The organism is Lysinibacillus sp. IITD104 (assembly GCF_036698265.2).
Lineage (GTDB): Bacteria > Bacillota > Bacilli > Bacillales_A > Planococcaceae > Lysinibacillus > Lysinibacillus boronitolerans.
Genome location: NZ_JBAHYH020000001.1, coordinates 750,506 through 765,346, shown reverse-complemented (window position 1 = coordinate 765,346; position 14,841 = coordinate 750,506). Strand labels below are relative to the sequence as shown.

The window sequence follows — 14,841 nt, the reverse complement described above, 5'->3', positions numbered from 1 at the left end:
TTCCTCCTAATAATGGATTTATTCTATTTTAGAACAAACGTTCTACAAAATCAATCCCCTCTTCCATACTATTAAAATATGCTTTAATTTAGGGCTCTTAGATAACGGCTCTTTTTTTCATTAGTTGAAAAGAGTATAATGTAACGTGGAAATAATCAATTTTTCTATGGGGGGCAATACCAATGAATCTACAAACTTTGGAGAAGAGTCTTTACGATTTAATTACTGAAACATCTACGAATCTACCTAAGGATGTACGTCGTGCTATTAAAAAAGCAAAAGAAGCTGAGAATGCTGGTACTCGTGCAGCAATGAGCTTAGACACAATCGCAAATAATATTATTATGGCAGAAGATAACGTGTCACCAATTTGTCAGGATACAGGACTACCAACTTTCAAAATTTATACTCCTGTTGGCGTAAACCAATTAGAAATTAAAGCTGCAATCAAAAAAGCAATCAACGATACAACTGCAGATGCTAAATTACGTCCGAATGCGGTGGATTCATTATCTGGTGCAAACAGTGGTAATAATCTTGGTGATGGTCTGCCAGTGATGAAATTTGAACAATGGGAAAAAGATTACATTACAATTAAGTTAATTCTAAAAGGTGGCGGCTGTGAAAATAAAAACATTCAATACAGTCTACCATGCGAATTAGAAGGTCTTGGTCGTGCAGGACGTGACTTAGATGGTATTCGTAAATGTATTTTACACTCCGTATACCAAGCACAAGGTCAAGGCTGTTCTGCTGGTTTCATTGGTGTAGGTATTGGTGGAGACCGTTCTTCTGGCTATGATTTAGCAAAAGAGCAATTATTCCGTCATGTTGAAGATACAAATCCAAATGCAGATCTTGCAAAATTAGAAGAGTATGTTGTTAAAACAGCTAACACATTTGGTATCGGTACAATGGGCTTCGGTGGTGAAGCAACATTATTAGGCTGTAAAATTGGCGTCATGCACCGTATTCCAGCTTCTTTCTATGTATCAGTAGCATATAATTGTTGGGCTTACCGTCGCATGGCTGTGGACATCGATCCTCAAACTGGCGAAATTTTGAATTGGCACTACCAAGAAGGTGAAAAAATTACCTTCAAGGAGAATGAAGTAGCTGCTACAACAGAAGATACAACTACAGATGTAGTAGAACTTACTGCGCCAATTACTGAAGAACAAATTCGTTCATTAAAAGTTGGCGATGTTGTTTCTATTACTGGTCGTATGTATACTGGTCGTGACGCCATCCACCACCATTTAATGAGCCACGATGCACCAGTTGACTTAAATGGACAAGTTATTTATCACTGTGGACCTGTAATGGCTAAGGATGAAGAAGGCAATTGGACAGTAAAAGCGGCTGGTCCAACTACTTCAATTCGTGAGGAGCCTTATCAAGGCGATATCATGAAAAAATTCGGTATCCGTGCTGTTATTGGTAAAGGTGGAATGGGACCAAAAACATTAAAAGCGCTTAATGAGCATGGTGGCGTTTACTTGAATGCAATCGGTGGAGCAGCACAATACTATGCGGACTGTATTAAAGGCGTTGATGGTGTTGATTTAATGGAATTTGGTATTCCTGAAGCTATGTGGCACTTAAATGTTGAAAACTTTACAGCAGTTGTAACAATGGATTCACATGGTAACTCACTACATGCAGATGTGGATAAATCATCATTAGAAAAACTTGCTTTGCATGCAGAAAGAGTTTTCTAATTAAATAGTAAGTAGCGGTAACTCGTTTTATTGCACAATTTTGTAAGGCACAGAATATTCCTAGTGAATAAACTGTGCCTTTTTCAATTTACAATCTTTGTCTAATTGTTTAAAATTCATCAAACTTCCTACTTTATTTTTATAAATTCCTTTGTTATAATAATTCTAAATAATACAGATAGTAATTGAAATCCATTTTCAATTGAATAGCTCGAAATAATGTTATTTTACAAAGGTTTTGATATTGATTTTCATTATCAGGAGGGATATAGATGGAATACTCTAATCGAGAAAATATAAACTTAATTGAGAAAGTAAAAGAGCATGCAGAATTAATCGCTGCATTAATGGCTGGAATTTTCATCTTACTTGCATGGCGTTTAGACTCAAGTGGACAAACAACAGCTTCTGTTCTATTATATTTAATTGCCTTTTGTGTAGGTGGATTCGCTAAAGCAAAAGAAGGCATTGAAGAAACCATAGAAGAGCGAAAGTTAAATGTTGAGCTATTAATGGTATTAGCAGCAATTGGCTCAGCAGCAATTGGCTATTGGACTGAGGGTGCCATCCTAATATTTATTTTTGCAGTAAGTGGTGCACTTGAAACATATGCGATGAATAAAAGTCATCGTGAAATTTCAGCCCTTATGAATTTACAGCCAGAAGAAGCATGGTTAGTGCGTGGTGGATTTGAGCCGATGAAGGTGTCCGTTTCCACATTACAAATCGGGGATCATTTATTGATTAAACCTGGTGAACGCATTCCTGCAGATGGCATTATTTTCAAGGGTCAATCTTCCATTGATGAATCAGCTATAAGCGGGGAGCCCCTGCCTATCTCAAAAGGTGAAGGTGACGAAGTATTTGCAGGCACAGTAAACTTAAATGGTGCTATTACAATGGAAATGACAAAGGCGAATTCAGAGACACTTTTCCAAAAAATTATACAGCTCGTCCAAAGTGCTCAAAGTGAAAAATCTCCCTCTCAGCAATTCATTGAAAAATTTGAAGGGACTTATGTAAAATTTGTTTTACTTGGTGTTGCCGTCATGATGTTTCTTCCCCACTTCTTGCTCGGCTGGGACTGGACAACAACCTTTTACCGAGCAATGGTGTTATTAGTAGTTGCTTCTCCTTGTGCACTCGTTGCGTCTATTATGCCTGCAACACTTGCTACGATATCAAATGGTGCAAAAAATGGTGTGCTATTTAAAGGTGGTTTACACTTAGAGCATCTTAGTGTATTACGTGCATTGGCTGTCGATAAAACAGGTACTTTAACTCAAGGAAAACCAGTTGTGACAGATTTTATTGTTCGTGATGGCGTAGAACGTGATACGGCTTTAGCAATTCTCGCAGGAATTGAATCTCAATCCAATCATCCCCTTGCCCAAGCTATTACCTCATATGCTAAGGCTGAAGGAATCGACGTATTGCCACAGGCAACAATTGAAGATATTCCAGGCTGGGGTATTAAAGGAACGATTCAAAACAAGGAGTATCAAGTAGGCAAACCAGAGTTTGTTGATGCGCAACTTGCCAACAATTTTGCAAATAGTGCTGTAACTAAACTTGCAGCAGAGGGAAAAACAGTTATTTTCATTCGAGATCAACATGGTATTGTTGCATTAACAGCATTAAAAGATACTGTGCGCTCTGAAGCTAAGAAAGCTGTTACATTATTAAAAGAGCTTGGTATTCAAGTGGTGATGCTTACAGGTGACAACGAAAAAACAGCGAAAGTTATCGCGAAGGAAGCTGGCGTTACGGAATATGTTGCGGAGTGTCTGCCCGAAACAAAGGTAACTGAAATGAAACGATTACTTACCCAACATCAATTCGTAGGTATGGTCGGCGATGGTATTAATGATGCCCCTGCACTGGCTACTGCAACTACTGGCATTGCTATGGGTGAAGGCACAGATGTTGCGCTTGAAACAGCGGATGTTGTGCTGATGAAAAATGACTTATCAAAAATTGCCTATGCTGTTCGTTTATCACGTAAAATGCAACGTATTGTGAAACAAAATATTTTCTTCTCTATCGGGGTAATTGTCTTATTAATCGCCTCTAACTTTTTACAAGTAGTCGACTTGCCTTTAGGCGTAATCGGACATGAAGGTAGTACAATTCTAGTTATTCTAAATGGTTTACGTATGCTCAATAAAAATGTTTAACATCAATCAAGCCTCAGCGTAATTACGTCCAGATTGTTTTCAAGCTTGCTTGAAAGCTCCTCTTCAAAATCTGTGATATCCGCTGGGGCTTTTATCTTGTTTCAGGCGTTTTCTGGACACCCATTGAACAATTGGTGCATTTACCTCACCACTTATAGAGGTGGACGTTTTCAGCTGAATCAAGATAAAATAGCCTCGCTACTCATTAAGAGTATAGCGAGGCTTTTGCTAAAGCTTATTATTTCCTTATCGACGAATTTCCTTTTGAAGCGCTCTTTTCTGCATTGTAGCGTTTAATACGCCACCAAAGATTAAAATGATTCCCGTAAAGTATAGCCAGAGCATTAAAATAATGACGCCACCAATACTCCCATATGTAGCAGAATAATTTGCAAAATTATTAATATAAAAAGAGAAACCATATGTGACTGCTAACCAAGCAAGTGTGGCAAATAGCGCCCCTGGCCATACGCCCATTATTTTCAAACGTGGACTTGTATTTGGCACAAACCAGTAAATGCCCATTAATACGATAAAAATCAATAATGGCGGTATTGACCATCTTAATCTATGCCAAACTGATTCAAACTGCTCCTCTATTCCGACGATTGAGAAGAGGAAATGGCCAATTTGCTGACCAAAGACTGGCAATAAGAGAGCAACGGCAATAACAATAACGAGGGCGATTGTAAAAACTAGTGATAGGCCCCTATCTAATATACCTGCTCTCCCTTCTGTATCATAGGCTTTATTTAAGGCACGAATTAGTGCATTAATGCCTTTAGATGCAGACCAAATTGTACCTAAAACCCCAATGGAAAGTAAACTACTGTTTCGATTTGTTAAAATCTCATTCAGTGTATTTTCAATAAGCTTATACACTTCATCTGGTAATATATTCACTAAAAATGAATAGACCTGAGTTGTTTGCAAGTTAAGATATGGTAGTAGTGTTACCAAGAAAATAAGTAAGGGGAAGAACGATAGTAAAAAGAAATAAGCCAATTGTGCAGCAAGCGCAGATATTTCAACTCGCTTGAGTCGACCTATTAAATCTTGGATAAAGCCCTTGGATGTCATAATATCAATCGCTCCCTCATCTGGAGAGACAAACGTTTTTACAAATCCAAAAGTATTATGCAATGTTGCTTTTTTCTTTTCCATACAATTCCTCCTAAAACGCCCTTCACTCCTTATGAGGTAACGTAAAGGCTGTTTTCGTATCTTCAATCATTCCCTGTATCGTGGAAGGTAAATCCTTAAATTCATCCACCTTTTCAGCAATTGTGTTGACATTATCTGACACGCTTTCACAAAGCACCTTTGCCGCGAGTACTTTTTCCTCAACCAAAACCTGCAATTCTTCTCGATTTGCTGCATAGTATGAGATGGCTTCCTTCATCTTTTTTGTTGAGGCAATTGTTTTTTCACGTGTAGCGCGATCTAACATACTTAATGCTGCTCCTACTGCTGCTCCTGCTACAATAGATGCTAATAATTTACTTTGACCCATATTAAAACCCCCTGCTTGTATAGTTGGATATTCCCTATTATTTCATAAATAAACAGTCTTCTGCACTTATTCTACCCAATAACAGTCTATTTTTAAAGCAATGCCCAAATACGGAGTTGACATTTTTTTTATTCAATGAAATGATATGTGCGAGGATGACGAAAGGTAGGGTAAAAAATGGATTTATCAGTTCCATCTAAAGAAAACGTTATGTATATGGTTGATCAAATGAAGGACAAGCTTCGTATGGTGAATGTCGATGCAATGAAATCAGAAAACTTCGATGAAGCAAATTATGAAGATTTAGTGTATCTATATGAAATGGTTATGAAAAGAGAAACTTTTAGTCCAAGCGAAATGCAAGCGATTGTTGCTGAATTAGGATCTTTACGTAAATAGGTAAAATGAAAAGCTATTAGCTAAAGACATTTGTCTGCTGCTAATAGCTTCTTTATTACTGTGAACTCTTCGTTTCTGAACCATCCTCAGTAACTAATGGTTGAATTAATACTTCTACACGACGATTCTTTGCGCGTCCTTCGGCTGTGTCATTCGGTGCGATCGCGCGATACTCGCCGTTTCCTTTTGCACTAAAGCGCGTAGGATCTAATTGGTCATTACTTTCAATAAGAAGGTTTAAAAAATTCGTTGCACGCAATACAGATAGCTCAAAATTTGATGAAAAGTTCGGACCTGCTGGTACATTATCTGTATGCCCTGTAATAACAATGTTTCGGGCTGGATCAGATACCAGCATTGTTGATAGCTCTTTGGCAATAGGGACATACTCAGGTTTAACTATTGCCTGCCCTGGATCGAATAAAATACTATCACGGATAGTCACTAGTAGCCCTTCATCCGTCATTTCTGTGGCAAATTGATCTTCCATTTCATTGACTGCAATAAAATTATCCACACTATCTTTTATTTCAGCTAACTCCTGTTGATCCTTTAAATAGGCAGAGTTTTGCTGTGGCGTTTGGTCGCTATCCGCATTCGGAGTAGGCACTGGTGCAGGCTGGTCTAGAAAACTAGTTCCACCATCAAAGACTTGACTAAAAACTGCCGACATTCTTTCTAGCTTTTCTTGATCGACTGAACTTGAGGCAAACAAAATAATGAACACGGCTAGCAGCAAAGTTAAAATATCTGCGTATGGCACTAACCAAGATTCATCAATATGTTCATCATGCTTTTTCTTCTTAGCTTTCTTTGCCAAGGCCACCCGCCCCGCTTTCACCAGAAATTTGACGACGTTCTTCCATCGTTAAGTATGATGATAGTTTCTGTTCAATTACACGTGGAGCCTCCCCTTCTAATACTGAAAGGATACCCTCAATCATCATTCTCTTTTGTTTTACCTCTAAAGCAGATTTACGTTTTAGCTTGTTCGCAAATGGATGCCATAAAACATACCCTGTAAAGATACCGAGTAATGTAGCCATGAAGGCAGCTGAGATAGCATGTCCTAGCTTTTCGATATCATTCATATCAGCCAATGCGGCGATTAACCCTACTACTGCACCAAGAACCCCTAAAGTAGGTGCATATGTACCTGCTTGTGTAAAAATAGCTGCTCCACTAGTATGACGTTCTTCCATCGCTTCTACTTCTTCTGTTAGGACATCACGTATGTAGTCAGCATTTTGACCATCAATTGCTAATGTAAGGCCATTTTTTAAAAATGGATCTTCAATCTCTGAAGCCTTACTTTCAAGTGCTAGTAGCCCTTCGCGACGAGCTAAGTCAGCCCATTGTGAAAACATTTTAATAATCTCTATATCATTTGCTAATTTTGTTTCTTTAAAAAGAATTTTAAATAGCTTTGGCACACGCTTTAACTCCTGCATAGGAAAGGCAATTGTTACTGCGGAAATAGTACCAAAAATGATAATTAGGATAGCTGCAGGGTTATAAAATGCAGATAAACTTACACCCTTCATTACCATCCCTGTTAATAATGCTACTAAAGCAAGTATTAACCCTATAATCGACGACTTATCCATTCTAGAACCTCCAAATCTCTACTATCTAATGTTATTTCGTCTTTTTTTCCATATTTTAAATATATATATTTCTAGTATAAATGTATTTCATATATTTTTCGATGTAATTAATGCTTTTTATTCACATTTCGACCATTTTTGATTATATTGAATTAAGAATAATACACTTAACTGTCTTAAATTGAAGGGGGATATGATTTTGTTATTATCGTTTGACACAAAATTACTAAAATATGCAGAGTTAGCGGTGAAAGTAGGAGTAAATATCCAAAAAGATCAGTATCTTTATATAAGCTGTTCGACTGATAATCTAAAACTCGCACAAATAATTACTAAAATAGCCTATAAAAATGGTGCAAAACAAGTTTTTGTCGATATATCCGATGATGAACTTGTACGTGCTCGCTATGAAGGAGCACCAAAAGACTCATTTGATTTTTTCCCACCATGGAAAGTGCAGGAACGTGAATGGTTAGCTGAACACGGTGCTGCCTTCTTAAGCATTAGCTCACAAAATCCAGATTTATTAAAAGGTATTGAGCGTGATCGAATCATGGCATTCCAAAAAGCATCTGGCCAAGCACTTGCAAACTATTATCATTGGTTGCAAGCAGATAAATTTAGCTGGTCGGTCATTGCTGCTCCTTCTAAAGCTTGGGCAGCAAAGGTCTTCCCTCACCTACCAGAAGAACAGCAAATAGATGCATTATGGCAAGCTATCTTTGCAGCCACACGTATAGACGTTGAAAATCCTGTTGAAGCTTGGCATGCCCATGATCAGGAATTACATAGCAAAGCTGATTACTTAAATGCAAAGCAATTTAAGTCACTGCACTATACGGCACCAGGCACGGATCTAACAATTGAACTGCCTCCACGTCATGTGTGGACAGGAGGTAGTAGTAAAAGTACACAAGGCCAAACATTTATGGCCAATATGCCAACTGAAGAAATTTTTACAGCACCGTTAAAAACAGGTGTTAATGGTTATGTATCAAGCACTAAGCCTTTAAGCTATGGCGGCAATATTATAGATAATTTCACCTTAACATTTAAAGATGGTCGAATCATTGACGTCAAGGCGGAGCAAGGCCAAGAAATTTTAGCTTCTCTTATTGAAACGGATGAAGGTGCTCATTACCTTGGTGAAATAGCATTAGTGCCACACAAATCACCTATTTCACAATCCAACCTATTATTTTACAATACATTGTTTGATGAAAATGCATCCAATCATTTAGCCATTGGTAGTGCCTATGCATTTTGCATTGAGGGCGGCAAAGAAATGACTTCTGAGGAACTAAGTGCGCATGGTCTTAATCAAAGCTTGACACATGTAGACTTTATGATTGGCTCGAATAAAATGAATATAAACGGAATAACACATGATGATCAAATAGACCCAATATTCCGTGATGGAAATTGGGCATTCTAAATAATCCATTCCTACTAATAGTATTCTAGGCTAAGTATGTTAAGGTTGTCATAAATTATCCTTAGATTTTCCTAGTAACCTATTGTATAATTGTTTTAGGGAGTTTTAGTAGATCATTTAAGTAGAGAGGAGCTCTAATAATGTTCGTTACAACTGTTCTTGGCTTTTCAGTAGTTTTATTAATTTCAATGGGATTCTTCATCCACTACCTACAAGTTGGTTTAGATAGCAAGTCTTCAGTAACTGTAGATCCAAAGCCAAACGAAAAATTTTAATGTGTAAAAAACAGCTACTATTATAGGTAGCTGTTTTTTTATAGCTTATAAGTTATTTCATCTACTAAAGCGTATGAAACTGCTTCTTTATTGTAAAAATTATCTGAATACAGTCTTTATTGTTTGCATATTGGAAATTTTGCTCTACAATATTTTTTGTAAGGAAGGGAGCAATATTCATGACAATGTTACAAGATATTCTAGAATTTAACAAAGAGTTTGTACAAGAAAAAAAATATGAGCCATTCATCACTACGAAATATCCTGATAAACGTATTGTTGTTTTATCTTGTATGGATACTCGTCTTGTAGAGCTTTTACCAAAAGCGATGAATTTGCGTAATGGCGATGTAAAAATAGTGAAAAGTGCTGGTGCGTTAGTAAGCCATCCTTTCGGTGCAGTTATGCGTAGTTTATTAGTTGCTGTTTATGGCCTACAAGCTGATGAGGTGTATGTCGTTGGACATTATGACTGTGGTATGAGTGCGGTTGATCCTGATGCCATGCTTAGCGAAATGGTACAACGAGGCATCGATCCAGAAACAATCAAAATGTTGGAATATTCCGGTTTTGATTTAAAAGAATTTTTACGAGGTTTCGGTGATGTAGCAACAAGTGTTAAGAAAAGTGTCGATACAATTCGTAATCACCCACTAATGGTTAAAGACGTACCTGTTCATGGTTTAATAATTGATCCAAATACAGGTCATCTAGATTTAATTGAAGATGGTAATAAACAATAAAATTATTTCTTGATACATTCATAAAAGAACAAGTGCCTATCCTCACTATGTGGAAGATAGGCACTTATTATTCTATTCATCCTCTAAACGTGCATACATATAGTGATCTACCCAATGACCATTGATATACAGTAGCTTTCTTAGCAGACCCTCCTGCTGGAATCCAGCCTTCTCTAATACACGCATGGAGGCATTATTTTGTGTTGATACATAGGCCTCTACACGATGTAGACCAATTTGTTCAAATGCAAATCGAACCACCATATTCACAGCTTCTGTGACAATGCCCTTTCCAACATAAATCTCATCCATCGCATAGCCAACAAATGCACTCGAGTACGGTAAGCGTTTGACAGCATAAAGTGCAATATGCCCTATTAGATTGTTTGTACCATGCTCAAAAATACCAAACGTAAATTCACGCTTTGACTCCATTAAATAGAGACTTTCTTGGATTTTTTTGTATTGAGCATCGACTGTATAGTATTCAGGTCTTTGCAGTGGCTCGTATATAGACCAAAAATATTTATTACGGCTTACGAGACCCGTTAAACTTCGTGCATCTTTTTCTTGGAATGTGCGGATGTAGCATTTTTCCCCCTTTATCGTTACCACATTCCCACCCTTTTTTCTTAATAGATTCCAAATTTTAAGCACCATTTCTCCACACTAGCCTTCCAATAAAAATCAATACATTTCTCTTTGTTACATTGGTCAATCCGTCATTCCAAACCCTATTTTTATATTATTGTATGTAAAAAAAGAGGCTGCTACAACCAAAACAGCTCATGTCTTATTGTCATAACAGCACAATTCAATTATTTAGTTTTTTGTTCTTTCTTTTTCTCGTTTACTATTTCTAAGCTGGAGGAATCAGCATCCTCTAGTTGTGTATTGTCTAACACATTTGTTAAATGAAGACCACGTTTTTGAGCCTCTCGTTCAATGTGTGCAATGGTTTCTTGTAGCACCTGTACACGGGCATACTTTTTGTCATCTCCAGCTACTAAGATCCATGGCGCATCTTTTTTATCTGTCTTTTCAAACATCGCGTTTGCTGCTTCAATATACTGAGGTGTTTTATCTCGATTGCGCCAATCCTCGGCTGTTAACTTCCAAGATTTATAAGGGTTTTGTTCACGTTCTTTAAAGCGTTTTAATTGCTCCTCATCTGATACATGAAGCCAGAACTTAATAATTATGTAATCTCCTGCAGTTAAAATCTTCTCGAAATTATTAATTTCTTCATAAGCACGAGACCATTCATCCTTTGTTGCAAATCCTTCGATGCGTTCTACTAATACGCGACCATACCACGAGCGATCAAAAATAGCGATTTGCCCATGCTGAGGCAATTTTCTCCAAAATCGTTGTAAATAATTGTAGCGTAATTCATGAGCTTGAGGGGCAGATATAGGATGTACAACATAACCGCGAGGATCGACACGTTCGATTAATCGTTTAATAGCGCCACCTTTACCAGCCGCATCCATTCCTTCGAATACCAAAATCAAGCCAATCTTGTTTTTTAATAAAAATTGTTGTGCGTTCAACATTTCATATTGGAGTACTTTTAATTTCTTTTTATACATTTTTTTGTCTAGTTCAACAGTTAGATCTAGATTTTTCAAATTTTGTGTCATGAAACTTCACTCCTTTTATTTGGATATTCTTATTGTACTAAAGAAAGATATGGATGCCTATCAGACATGGTAAATTGTAGGTATAAATAGTAAAACAACACAATACATTGTTGGAAATTTCCGTTATAATAAAAAAAGTGACAGTACTATACTTATTTGTCTTTTCCCTATACAATCTAACACGAAGGGAGAGGAAAACATGCCTCGGTTTATTATGATGACAATCTCTTATCTTGTCTCAATCATCCTAACCTTTTCATCCTTTTTCGTGAACATCAACGGTCAATCTTCGCTAGAAATCGCTAATCGTTTTTCTGTTGTATTTGCACCAGTTAGTGTAAGTCATGTAATTTGGATTATCATTTATTTTTTACTCGGTTATTGGTTAGTTATGAACATGAAAAAGACAACTTTGAAACAGTCTGCGCTTTTTAGTTGCATAAATATATTACAAGCATTGACGTTATACGTCTGGCATCATGAGTTATTTATTGTTTCTCTTGGCATTACATTACTCTTAGTCTTGTATTTATTTATGTTGTATAATACGTACCCTCTTCAGGACAAAGCCTTGTCTGGTCGTATTCCTTTCTCCATTTATTTGGCATGGATGACATTTATTTTTATAACAAATACAAGCTTTACGTTAACGGCTTATGGTTGGAATGGCTTTGGTCTCAGTACGCCTCTTTGGGCAGTGATTTTACTGACATTAGGAGGAGTAATTGCACTACATATCCGTTTCCATCACTTTGATGTTATGTTTCCGAGTGTTTTTATTTGGGCTTATATTGGAATCGCCATACATAATGGTTTTGATGAGCTACTTGTCACTACAGCTGCTTTATTTTTATGTGGTGTTCTCTTTGTTGGCATTTTATTTATTAAAAAAAATCCTGCCTACCAAAAATAAATTGGTTAGCAGGATTTTTCATTTCATTCTATTCTTCGTCCAATGACGTTAAGATAATCGGTTTATCTTTTGTCACAATGACTGAATGTTCGATTTGAGCTACAAGTGATTTATCCGGTGTCACGAATGTCCAGCCATCACCAGCTTCTACGATATGCTCTGCATTTGCTGAGATAAATGGCTCAACCGCAAGTACCATACCTTCTTTCATAATGGTAGAATCCCATGCATCGTAATAATTTAAAATATGGTTTGGTTCATCGTGTAAAGATTGACCTAAGCCATGACCTGTTAAATTCATAATAACAGTTAGGCCATTAGCATTTGCCTCGCGTTCAACTGCTTTACCAATTTGATTTAATTTAGATCCAGCCTTTACCTTTGTCATTGCTCGATCAAAGGCGCTTTTGGCAACACGACAAAGCTTTTCTTTGTCCTCATAGCCATCACCAACAACAAATGAAATTCCTGTGTCAGCAAAATAACCATTTAAAGAGCCAGAAACATCAATATTTACGATATCCCCTTCTTGAATAACACGCTTTCCTGGAATACCATGTGCTACTTCTTCATTAACACTAATACATGTATACCCTGGGAAATCATATTCTCCCTTTGGTCCAGAAATAGCGCCTGCCTCTGCAAACATGCGGCCAGCAATTTCATCAAGCTCAAGTGTTGTAACACCTGGTTTTGTTGCAGCTTTCATCGCTTCGCGAATTTCAGCACAAATGCGTCCTATTTTTTTAAAAGCTTCAATCTCTTCTTGCGTTTTTACAATCATGTATAACGTCCCTTTCATCTAATATCTATTCTTTAATATAACATAACTTTTTATGCGTATAACGATAAACGCTTTAAATATTGTATGCTTACCTACTTTGCAAAGTGCTAAAAGAGCTATTCACGACAAAAAAGTCCCTCCACTCATGTGAAGGGACTTGCATTAAGCTTTTCTTTGCATTAATTGTGGAGCGGCTGTGAATAAAAGAACACCAACGATTGCCGTTAGTATAGTTGCTGGTAGCATATATGTACCATTGTAGATGATGGAATAGATCCATGCATTTTGGTCGCCCGCATATTCGGCAAAAAATACAGCACCAGCAATTGTATGTGCTGTGTATCGTAAGAAGCCTGCGAAAACGGTACCTATTATTATATAAAGTGCCATTTTAGTTTTATTCATATGTTTAGCAGCGTCTAACACTGGTCCACGTACAACCGCCGCTAAACCTACAACTGTAAAAGCAACTCCATAATCCAATAATCCTTGTAGCCAGTGCACTATATAGGAACCAAACATTGTTTGCATAACACCCACAAGTAGTCCCGTTGTTAACCCAGCTACTAAGCCCCAGCGAAATGCTATTAACATAATTGGTACCATAACAAGACTAACTGAACCGCCTTGTGCCCATACTTTAAAGGAAACTTGATCCAGTACGAGACCAATCGCTGCAAAAATCGCAATCTCCACTAGCATTAATAGTCTTTTTTTGTCCATACATATTCTCTCCTTTGTTCCGATGTAGGATACAAGAGCAGGAATAGAAAAGCGCTGATATGTCTCTTTCTGACACCTTTTTCCTTTAAGAATGAAAAAACGATGTCAGGACAGAGCCTCACATCGTACAAGTGTCGGTTTCTATCCACATCCCTACGCAAGCGTTAACTTACAGGTTCGAAGAGTCAAGGCATTACGTGCCCAGTCTCAGCTGACATCATCAGCTCCCCTTGTGGTCGTTACATCTGAATTTATTTGAACAATCTCATTGTACGCAATGGATAGGAGGATTACAACCTTCTATACAATATATTTTTTGAAACTTTGCTGTTTTTCATGCGTAAATATTTAAAAAGGAGGTACAACTATGGAGAATCAAAAAATTTTAGCTGCCTTTAGTTATCTTAGTATTTTCTTCGCCCCTTTTATCGTTCCATTAATTGTTTATTTTGTGACAAAAGACAGTGATGTAAAAAGACATTCGATTCGTGCACTTGTCTCTCATTTAATACCTTTTGTTTTTGGCATTCTATTCTTTATTGTCTTTGTTTTTTCTACATTTAGTTTAGATCCAACCTCCAGCAACAAGACCATGATGATTATTTGGTTTACTTCATTCGCCATCTATGCGCTCGTCTCACTAGGTATTGTGATTTGGAATATAATTCAGGCTGTTCGTGTTATCCGTTAATGTTTTATTTTTAAGTGAAACAGGTAGTAGTAATTGTAAAAGGAGCTGTTTTGGGATGAAAGTATCAAACGTTGTAAAAACTGCCGTCAAGTTAGCACCTATTGTTATTCCTATCGTAAAAAAAGTAATGGCTGCAAAAAAGGGAACAACGCCTACAACCACAGCTAGAAAAAAATAAAACGAAGGCGTATTCCTTTTTCTGGAAATACGCCTTCGT

General features: G+C 37.1%; 17 protein-coding genes and 1 riboswitch. Of the genes, 9 read left to right on the top strand and 8 right to left on the bottom strand.

Translation table 11 applies throughout. The annotated features are described in order from the left end of the window. Positions 1-182: 182 nt before the first annotated feature. On the top strand, positions 183-1,721 hold the full coding sequence (locus tag V1L66_RS03905) for a fumarate hydratase (RefSeq protein ID WP_016995371.1): 1,539 nt from the start codon (positions 183-185) through the stop codon (positions 1,719-1,721). A gap of 272 nt (positions 1,722-1,993) precedes the next feature. Continuing rightward, complete coding sequence (locus V1L66_RS03900) at positions 1,994-3,898, top strand: heavy metal translocating P-type ATPase (protein WP_016995370.1); 1,905 nt, start codon at positions 1,994-1,996, stop codon at positions 3,896-3,898. Positions 3,899-4,144: 246 nt separating this feature from the next. On the opposite strand, the gene V1L66_RS03895 is transcribed toward V1L66_RS03900, so the two are convergent. Then, positions 4,145-5,062, bottom strand: coding sequence for a YihY/virulence factor BrkB family protein (locus V1L66_RS03895; RefSeq protein WP_016995369.1), 918 nt, complete (start codon positions 5,060-5,062; stop codon positions 4,145-4,147). 22 nt (positions 5,063-5,084) lie between these two features. Then, a complete protein-coding gene (locus tag V1L66_RS03890; RefSeq protein WP_036076961.1) occupies positions 5,085-5,411 on the bottom strand; it encodes a hypothetical protein in 327 nt (108 codons plus the stop codon). A gap of 177 nt (positions 5,412-5,588) precedes the next feature. On the opposite strand from V1L66_RS03890, the gene V1L66_RS03885 reads away from it, so the two are divergent. Continuing rightward, complete coding sequence (locus V1L66_RS03885) at positions 5,589-5,810, top strand: DUF1128 domain-containing protein (RefSeq protein ID WP_004225580.1); 222 nt, start codon at positions 5,589-5,591, stop codon at positions 5,808-5,810. A 55-nt stretch (positions 5,811-5,865) separates the two neighbouring features. Here the strand turns inward: V1L66_RS03885 and motB are convergent, their stop codons facing one another. Both motB and motA read right to left on the bottom strand, forming a co-directional pair. Beyond that, positions 5,866-6,630, bottom strand: a complete 765-nt coding sequence (motB, locus tag V1L66_RS03880) for a flagellar motor protein MotB (RefSeq protein ID WP_036076959.1) — start codon at positions 6,628-6,630, stop codon at positions 5,866-5,868. Further along, positions 6,614-7,417, bottom strand: coding sequence for a flagellar motor stator protein MotA (gene motA / locus V1L66_RS03875; RefSeq protein ID WP_004225583.1), 804 nt, complete (start codon positions 7,415-7,417; stop codon positions 6,614-6,616). Before motA ends, motB begins: the two co-directional genes overlap by 17 nt. Positions 7,418-7,610: 193 nt before the next feature. On the opposite strand from motA, the gene V1L66_RS03870 reads away from it, so the two are divergent. The 3 genes from V1L66_RS03870 (at position 7,611) to V1L66_RS03860 (ending at position 9,870) form a co-directional block, all read left to right on the top strand. Next, entirely contained in the window at positions 7,611-8,852 is a 1,242-nt protein-coding gene (locus tag V1L66_RS03870) for an aminopeptidase (RefSeq protein WP_333004926.1), read from the top strand. Positions 8,853-8,992: 140 nt separating this feature from the next. After that, on the top strand, positions 8,993-9,127 hold the full coding sequence (locus V1L66_RS03865; RefSeq protein WP_016995362.1) for a hypothetical protein: 135 nt from the start codon (positions 8,993-8,995) through the stop codon (positions 9,125-9,127). Positions 9,128-9,306: 179 nt separating this feature from the next. Next, positions 9,307-9,870 carry a carbonic anhydrase gene (locus V1L66_RS03860; protein ID WP_004225593.1) on the top strand — a complete coding sequence of 188 codons (564 nt, stop codon included), beginning with the start codon at positions 9,307-9,309 and terminating at the stop codon, positions 9,868-9,870. A gap of 72 nt (positions 9,871-9,942) precedes the next feature. On the opposite strand, the gene V1L66_RS03855 is transcribed toward V1L66_RS03860, so the two are convergent. Both V1L66_RS03855 and V1L66_RS03850 read right to left on the bottom strand, forming a co-directional pair. Beyond that, positions 9,943-10,530, bottom strand: a complete 588-nt coding sequence (locus tag V1L66_RS03855) for a GNAT family N-acetyltransferase (RefSeq protein ID WP_016995361.1) — start codon at positions 10,528-10,530, stop codon at positions 9,943-9,945. Between the two features lie 158 nt (positions 10,531-10,688). Next, a complete protein-coding gene (locus V1L66_RS03850) occupies positions 10,689-11,513 on the bottom strand; it encodes a polyphosphate kinase 2 family protein (RefSeq protein ID WP_036076955.1) in 825 nt (274 codons plus the stop codon). A gap of 199 nt (positions 11,514-11,712) precedes the next feature. On the opposite strand from V1L66_RS03850, the gene V1L66_RS03845 reads away from it, so the two are divergent. Beyond that, positions 11,713-12,426 (top strand): hypothetical protein, encoded by a 714-nt coding sequence (locus V1L66_RS03845; RefSeq protein ID WP_333004933.1) that lies wholly within the window; start codon positions 11,713-11,715, stop codon positions 12,424-12,426. 28 nt (positions 12,427-12,454) lie between these two features. On the opposite strand, the gene map is transcribed toward V1L66_RS03845, so the two are convergent. Both map and thiT read right to left on the bottom strand, forming a co-directional pair. Beyond that, on the bottom strand, positions 12,455-13,210 hold the full coding sequence (map, locus tag V1L66_RS03840; protein WP_004225600.1) for a type I methionyl aminopeptidase: 756 nt from the start codon (positions 13,208-13,210) through the stop codon (positions 12,455-12,457). 162 nt (positions 13,211-13,372) lie between these two features. Next, positions 13,373-13,933 (bottom strand): energy-coupled thiamine transporter ThiT, encoded by a 561-nt coding sequence (gene thiT / locus V1L66_RS03835; protein ID WP_036076950.1) that lies wholly within the window; start codon positions 13,931-13,933, stop codon positions 13,373-13,375. Between the two features lie 133 nt (positions 13,934-14,066). Further along, positions 14,067-14,174: riboswitch (TPP riboswitch) on the bottom strand. A 126-nt stretch (positions 14,175-14,300) separates the two neighbouring features. Between thiT and V1L66_RS03830 the strand changes: the two genes are divergently transcribed. Next, positions 14,301-14,624 (top strand): DUF4870 domain-containing protein, encoded by a 324-nt coding sequence (locus V1L66_RS03830; protein ID WP_036076947.1) that lies wholly within the window; start codon positions 14,301-14,303, stop codon positions 14,622-14,624. A 55-nt stretch (positions 14,625-14,679) separates the two neighbouring features. Beyond that, the gene (locus V1L66_RS03825; RefSeq protein WP_312124440.1) at positions 14,680-14,802 is read left to right on the top strand and encodes a hypothetical protein; all 123 of its coding nucleotides are present in this window, start codon (positions 14,680-14,682) and stop codon (positions 14,800-14,802) included. Positions 14,803-14,841 lie beyond the last annotated feature (39 nt).

Coding starts and splice junctions, on each gene's coding strand:
- V1L66_RS03905 (WP_016995371.1), top strand. CDS start 183: ATGAATCTACAAACTTTGGAGAAGAGTCTTTACGATTTAATTACTGAA.
- V1L66_RS03900 (WP_016995370.1), top strand. CDS start 1,994: ATGGAATACTCTAATCGAGAAAATATAAACTTAATTGAGAAAGTAAAA.
- V1L66_RS03895 (WP_016995369.1), bottom strand. CDS start 5,062: ATGGAAAAGAAAAAAGCAACATTGCATAATACTTTTGGATTTGTAAAA.
- V1L66_RS03890 (WP_036076961.1), bottom strand. CDS start 5,411: ATGGGTCAAAGTAAATTATTAGCATCTATTGTAGCAGGAGCAGCAGTA.
- V1L66_RS03885 (WP_004225580.1), top strand. CDS start 5,589: ATGGATTTATCAGTTCCATCTAAAGAAAACGTTATGTATATGGTTGAT.
- motA (WP_004225583.1), bottom strand. CDS start 7,417: ATGGATAAGTCGTCGATTATAGGGTTAATACTTGCTTTAGTAGCATTA.
- V1L66_RS03870 (WP_333004926.1), top strand. CDS start 7,611: ATGATTTTGTTATTATCGTTTGACACAAAATTACTAAAATATGCAGAG.
- V1L66_RS03865 (WP_016995362.1), top strand. CDS start 8,993: ATGTTCGTTACAACTGTTCTTGGCTTTTCAGTAGTTTTATTAATTTCA.
- V1L66_RS03860 (WP_004225593.1), top strand. CDS start 9,307: ATGACAATGTTACAAGATATTCTAGAATTTAACAAAGAGTTTGTACAA.
- V1L66_RS03855 (WP_016995361.1), bottom strand. CDS start 10,530: ATGGTGCTTAAAATTTGGAATCTATTAAGAAAAAAGGGTGGGAATGTG.
- V1L66_RS03850 (WP_036076955.1), bottom strand. CDS start 11,513: ATGACACAAAATTTGAAAAATCTAGATCTAACTGTTGAACTAGACAAA.
- V1L66_RS03845 (WP_333004933.1), top strand. CDS start 11,713: ATGCCTCGGTTTATTATGATGACAATCTCTTATCTTGTCTCAATCATC.
- map (WP_004225600.1), bottom strand. CDS start 13,210: ATGATTGTAAAAACGCAAGAAGAGATTGAAGCTTTTAAAAAAATAGGA.
- thiT (WP_036076950.1), bottom strand. CDS start 13,933: ATGGACAAAAAAAGACTATTAATGCTAGTGGAGATTGCGATTTTTGCA.
- V1L66_RS03830 (WP_036076947.1), top strand. CDS start 14,301: ATGGAGAATCAAAAAATTTTAGCTGCCTTTAGTTATCTTAGTATTTTC.
- V1L66_RS03825 (WP_312124440.1), top strand. CDS start 14,680: ATGAAAGTATCAAACGTTGTAAAAACTGCCGTCAAGTTAGCACCTATT.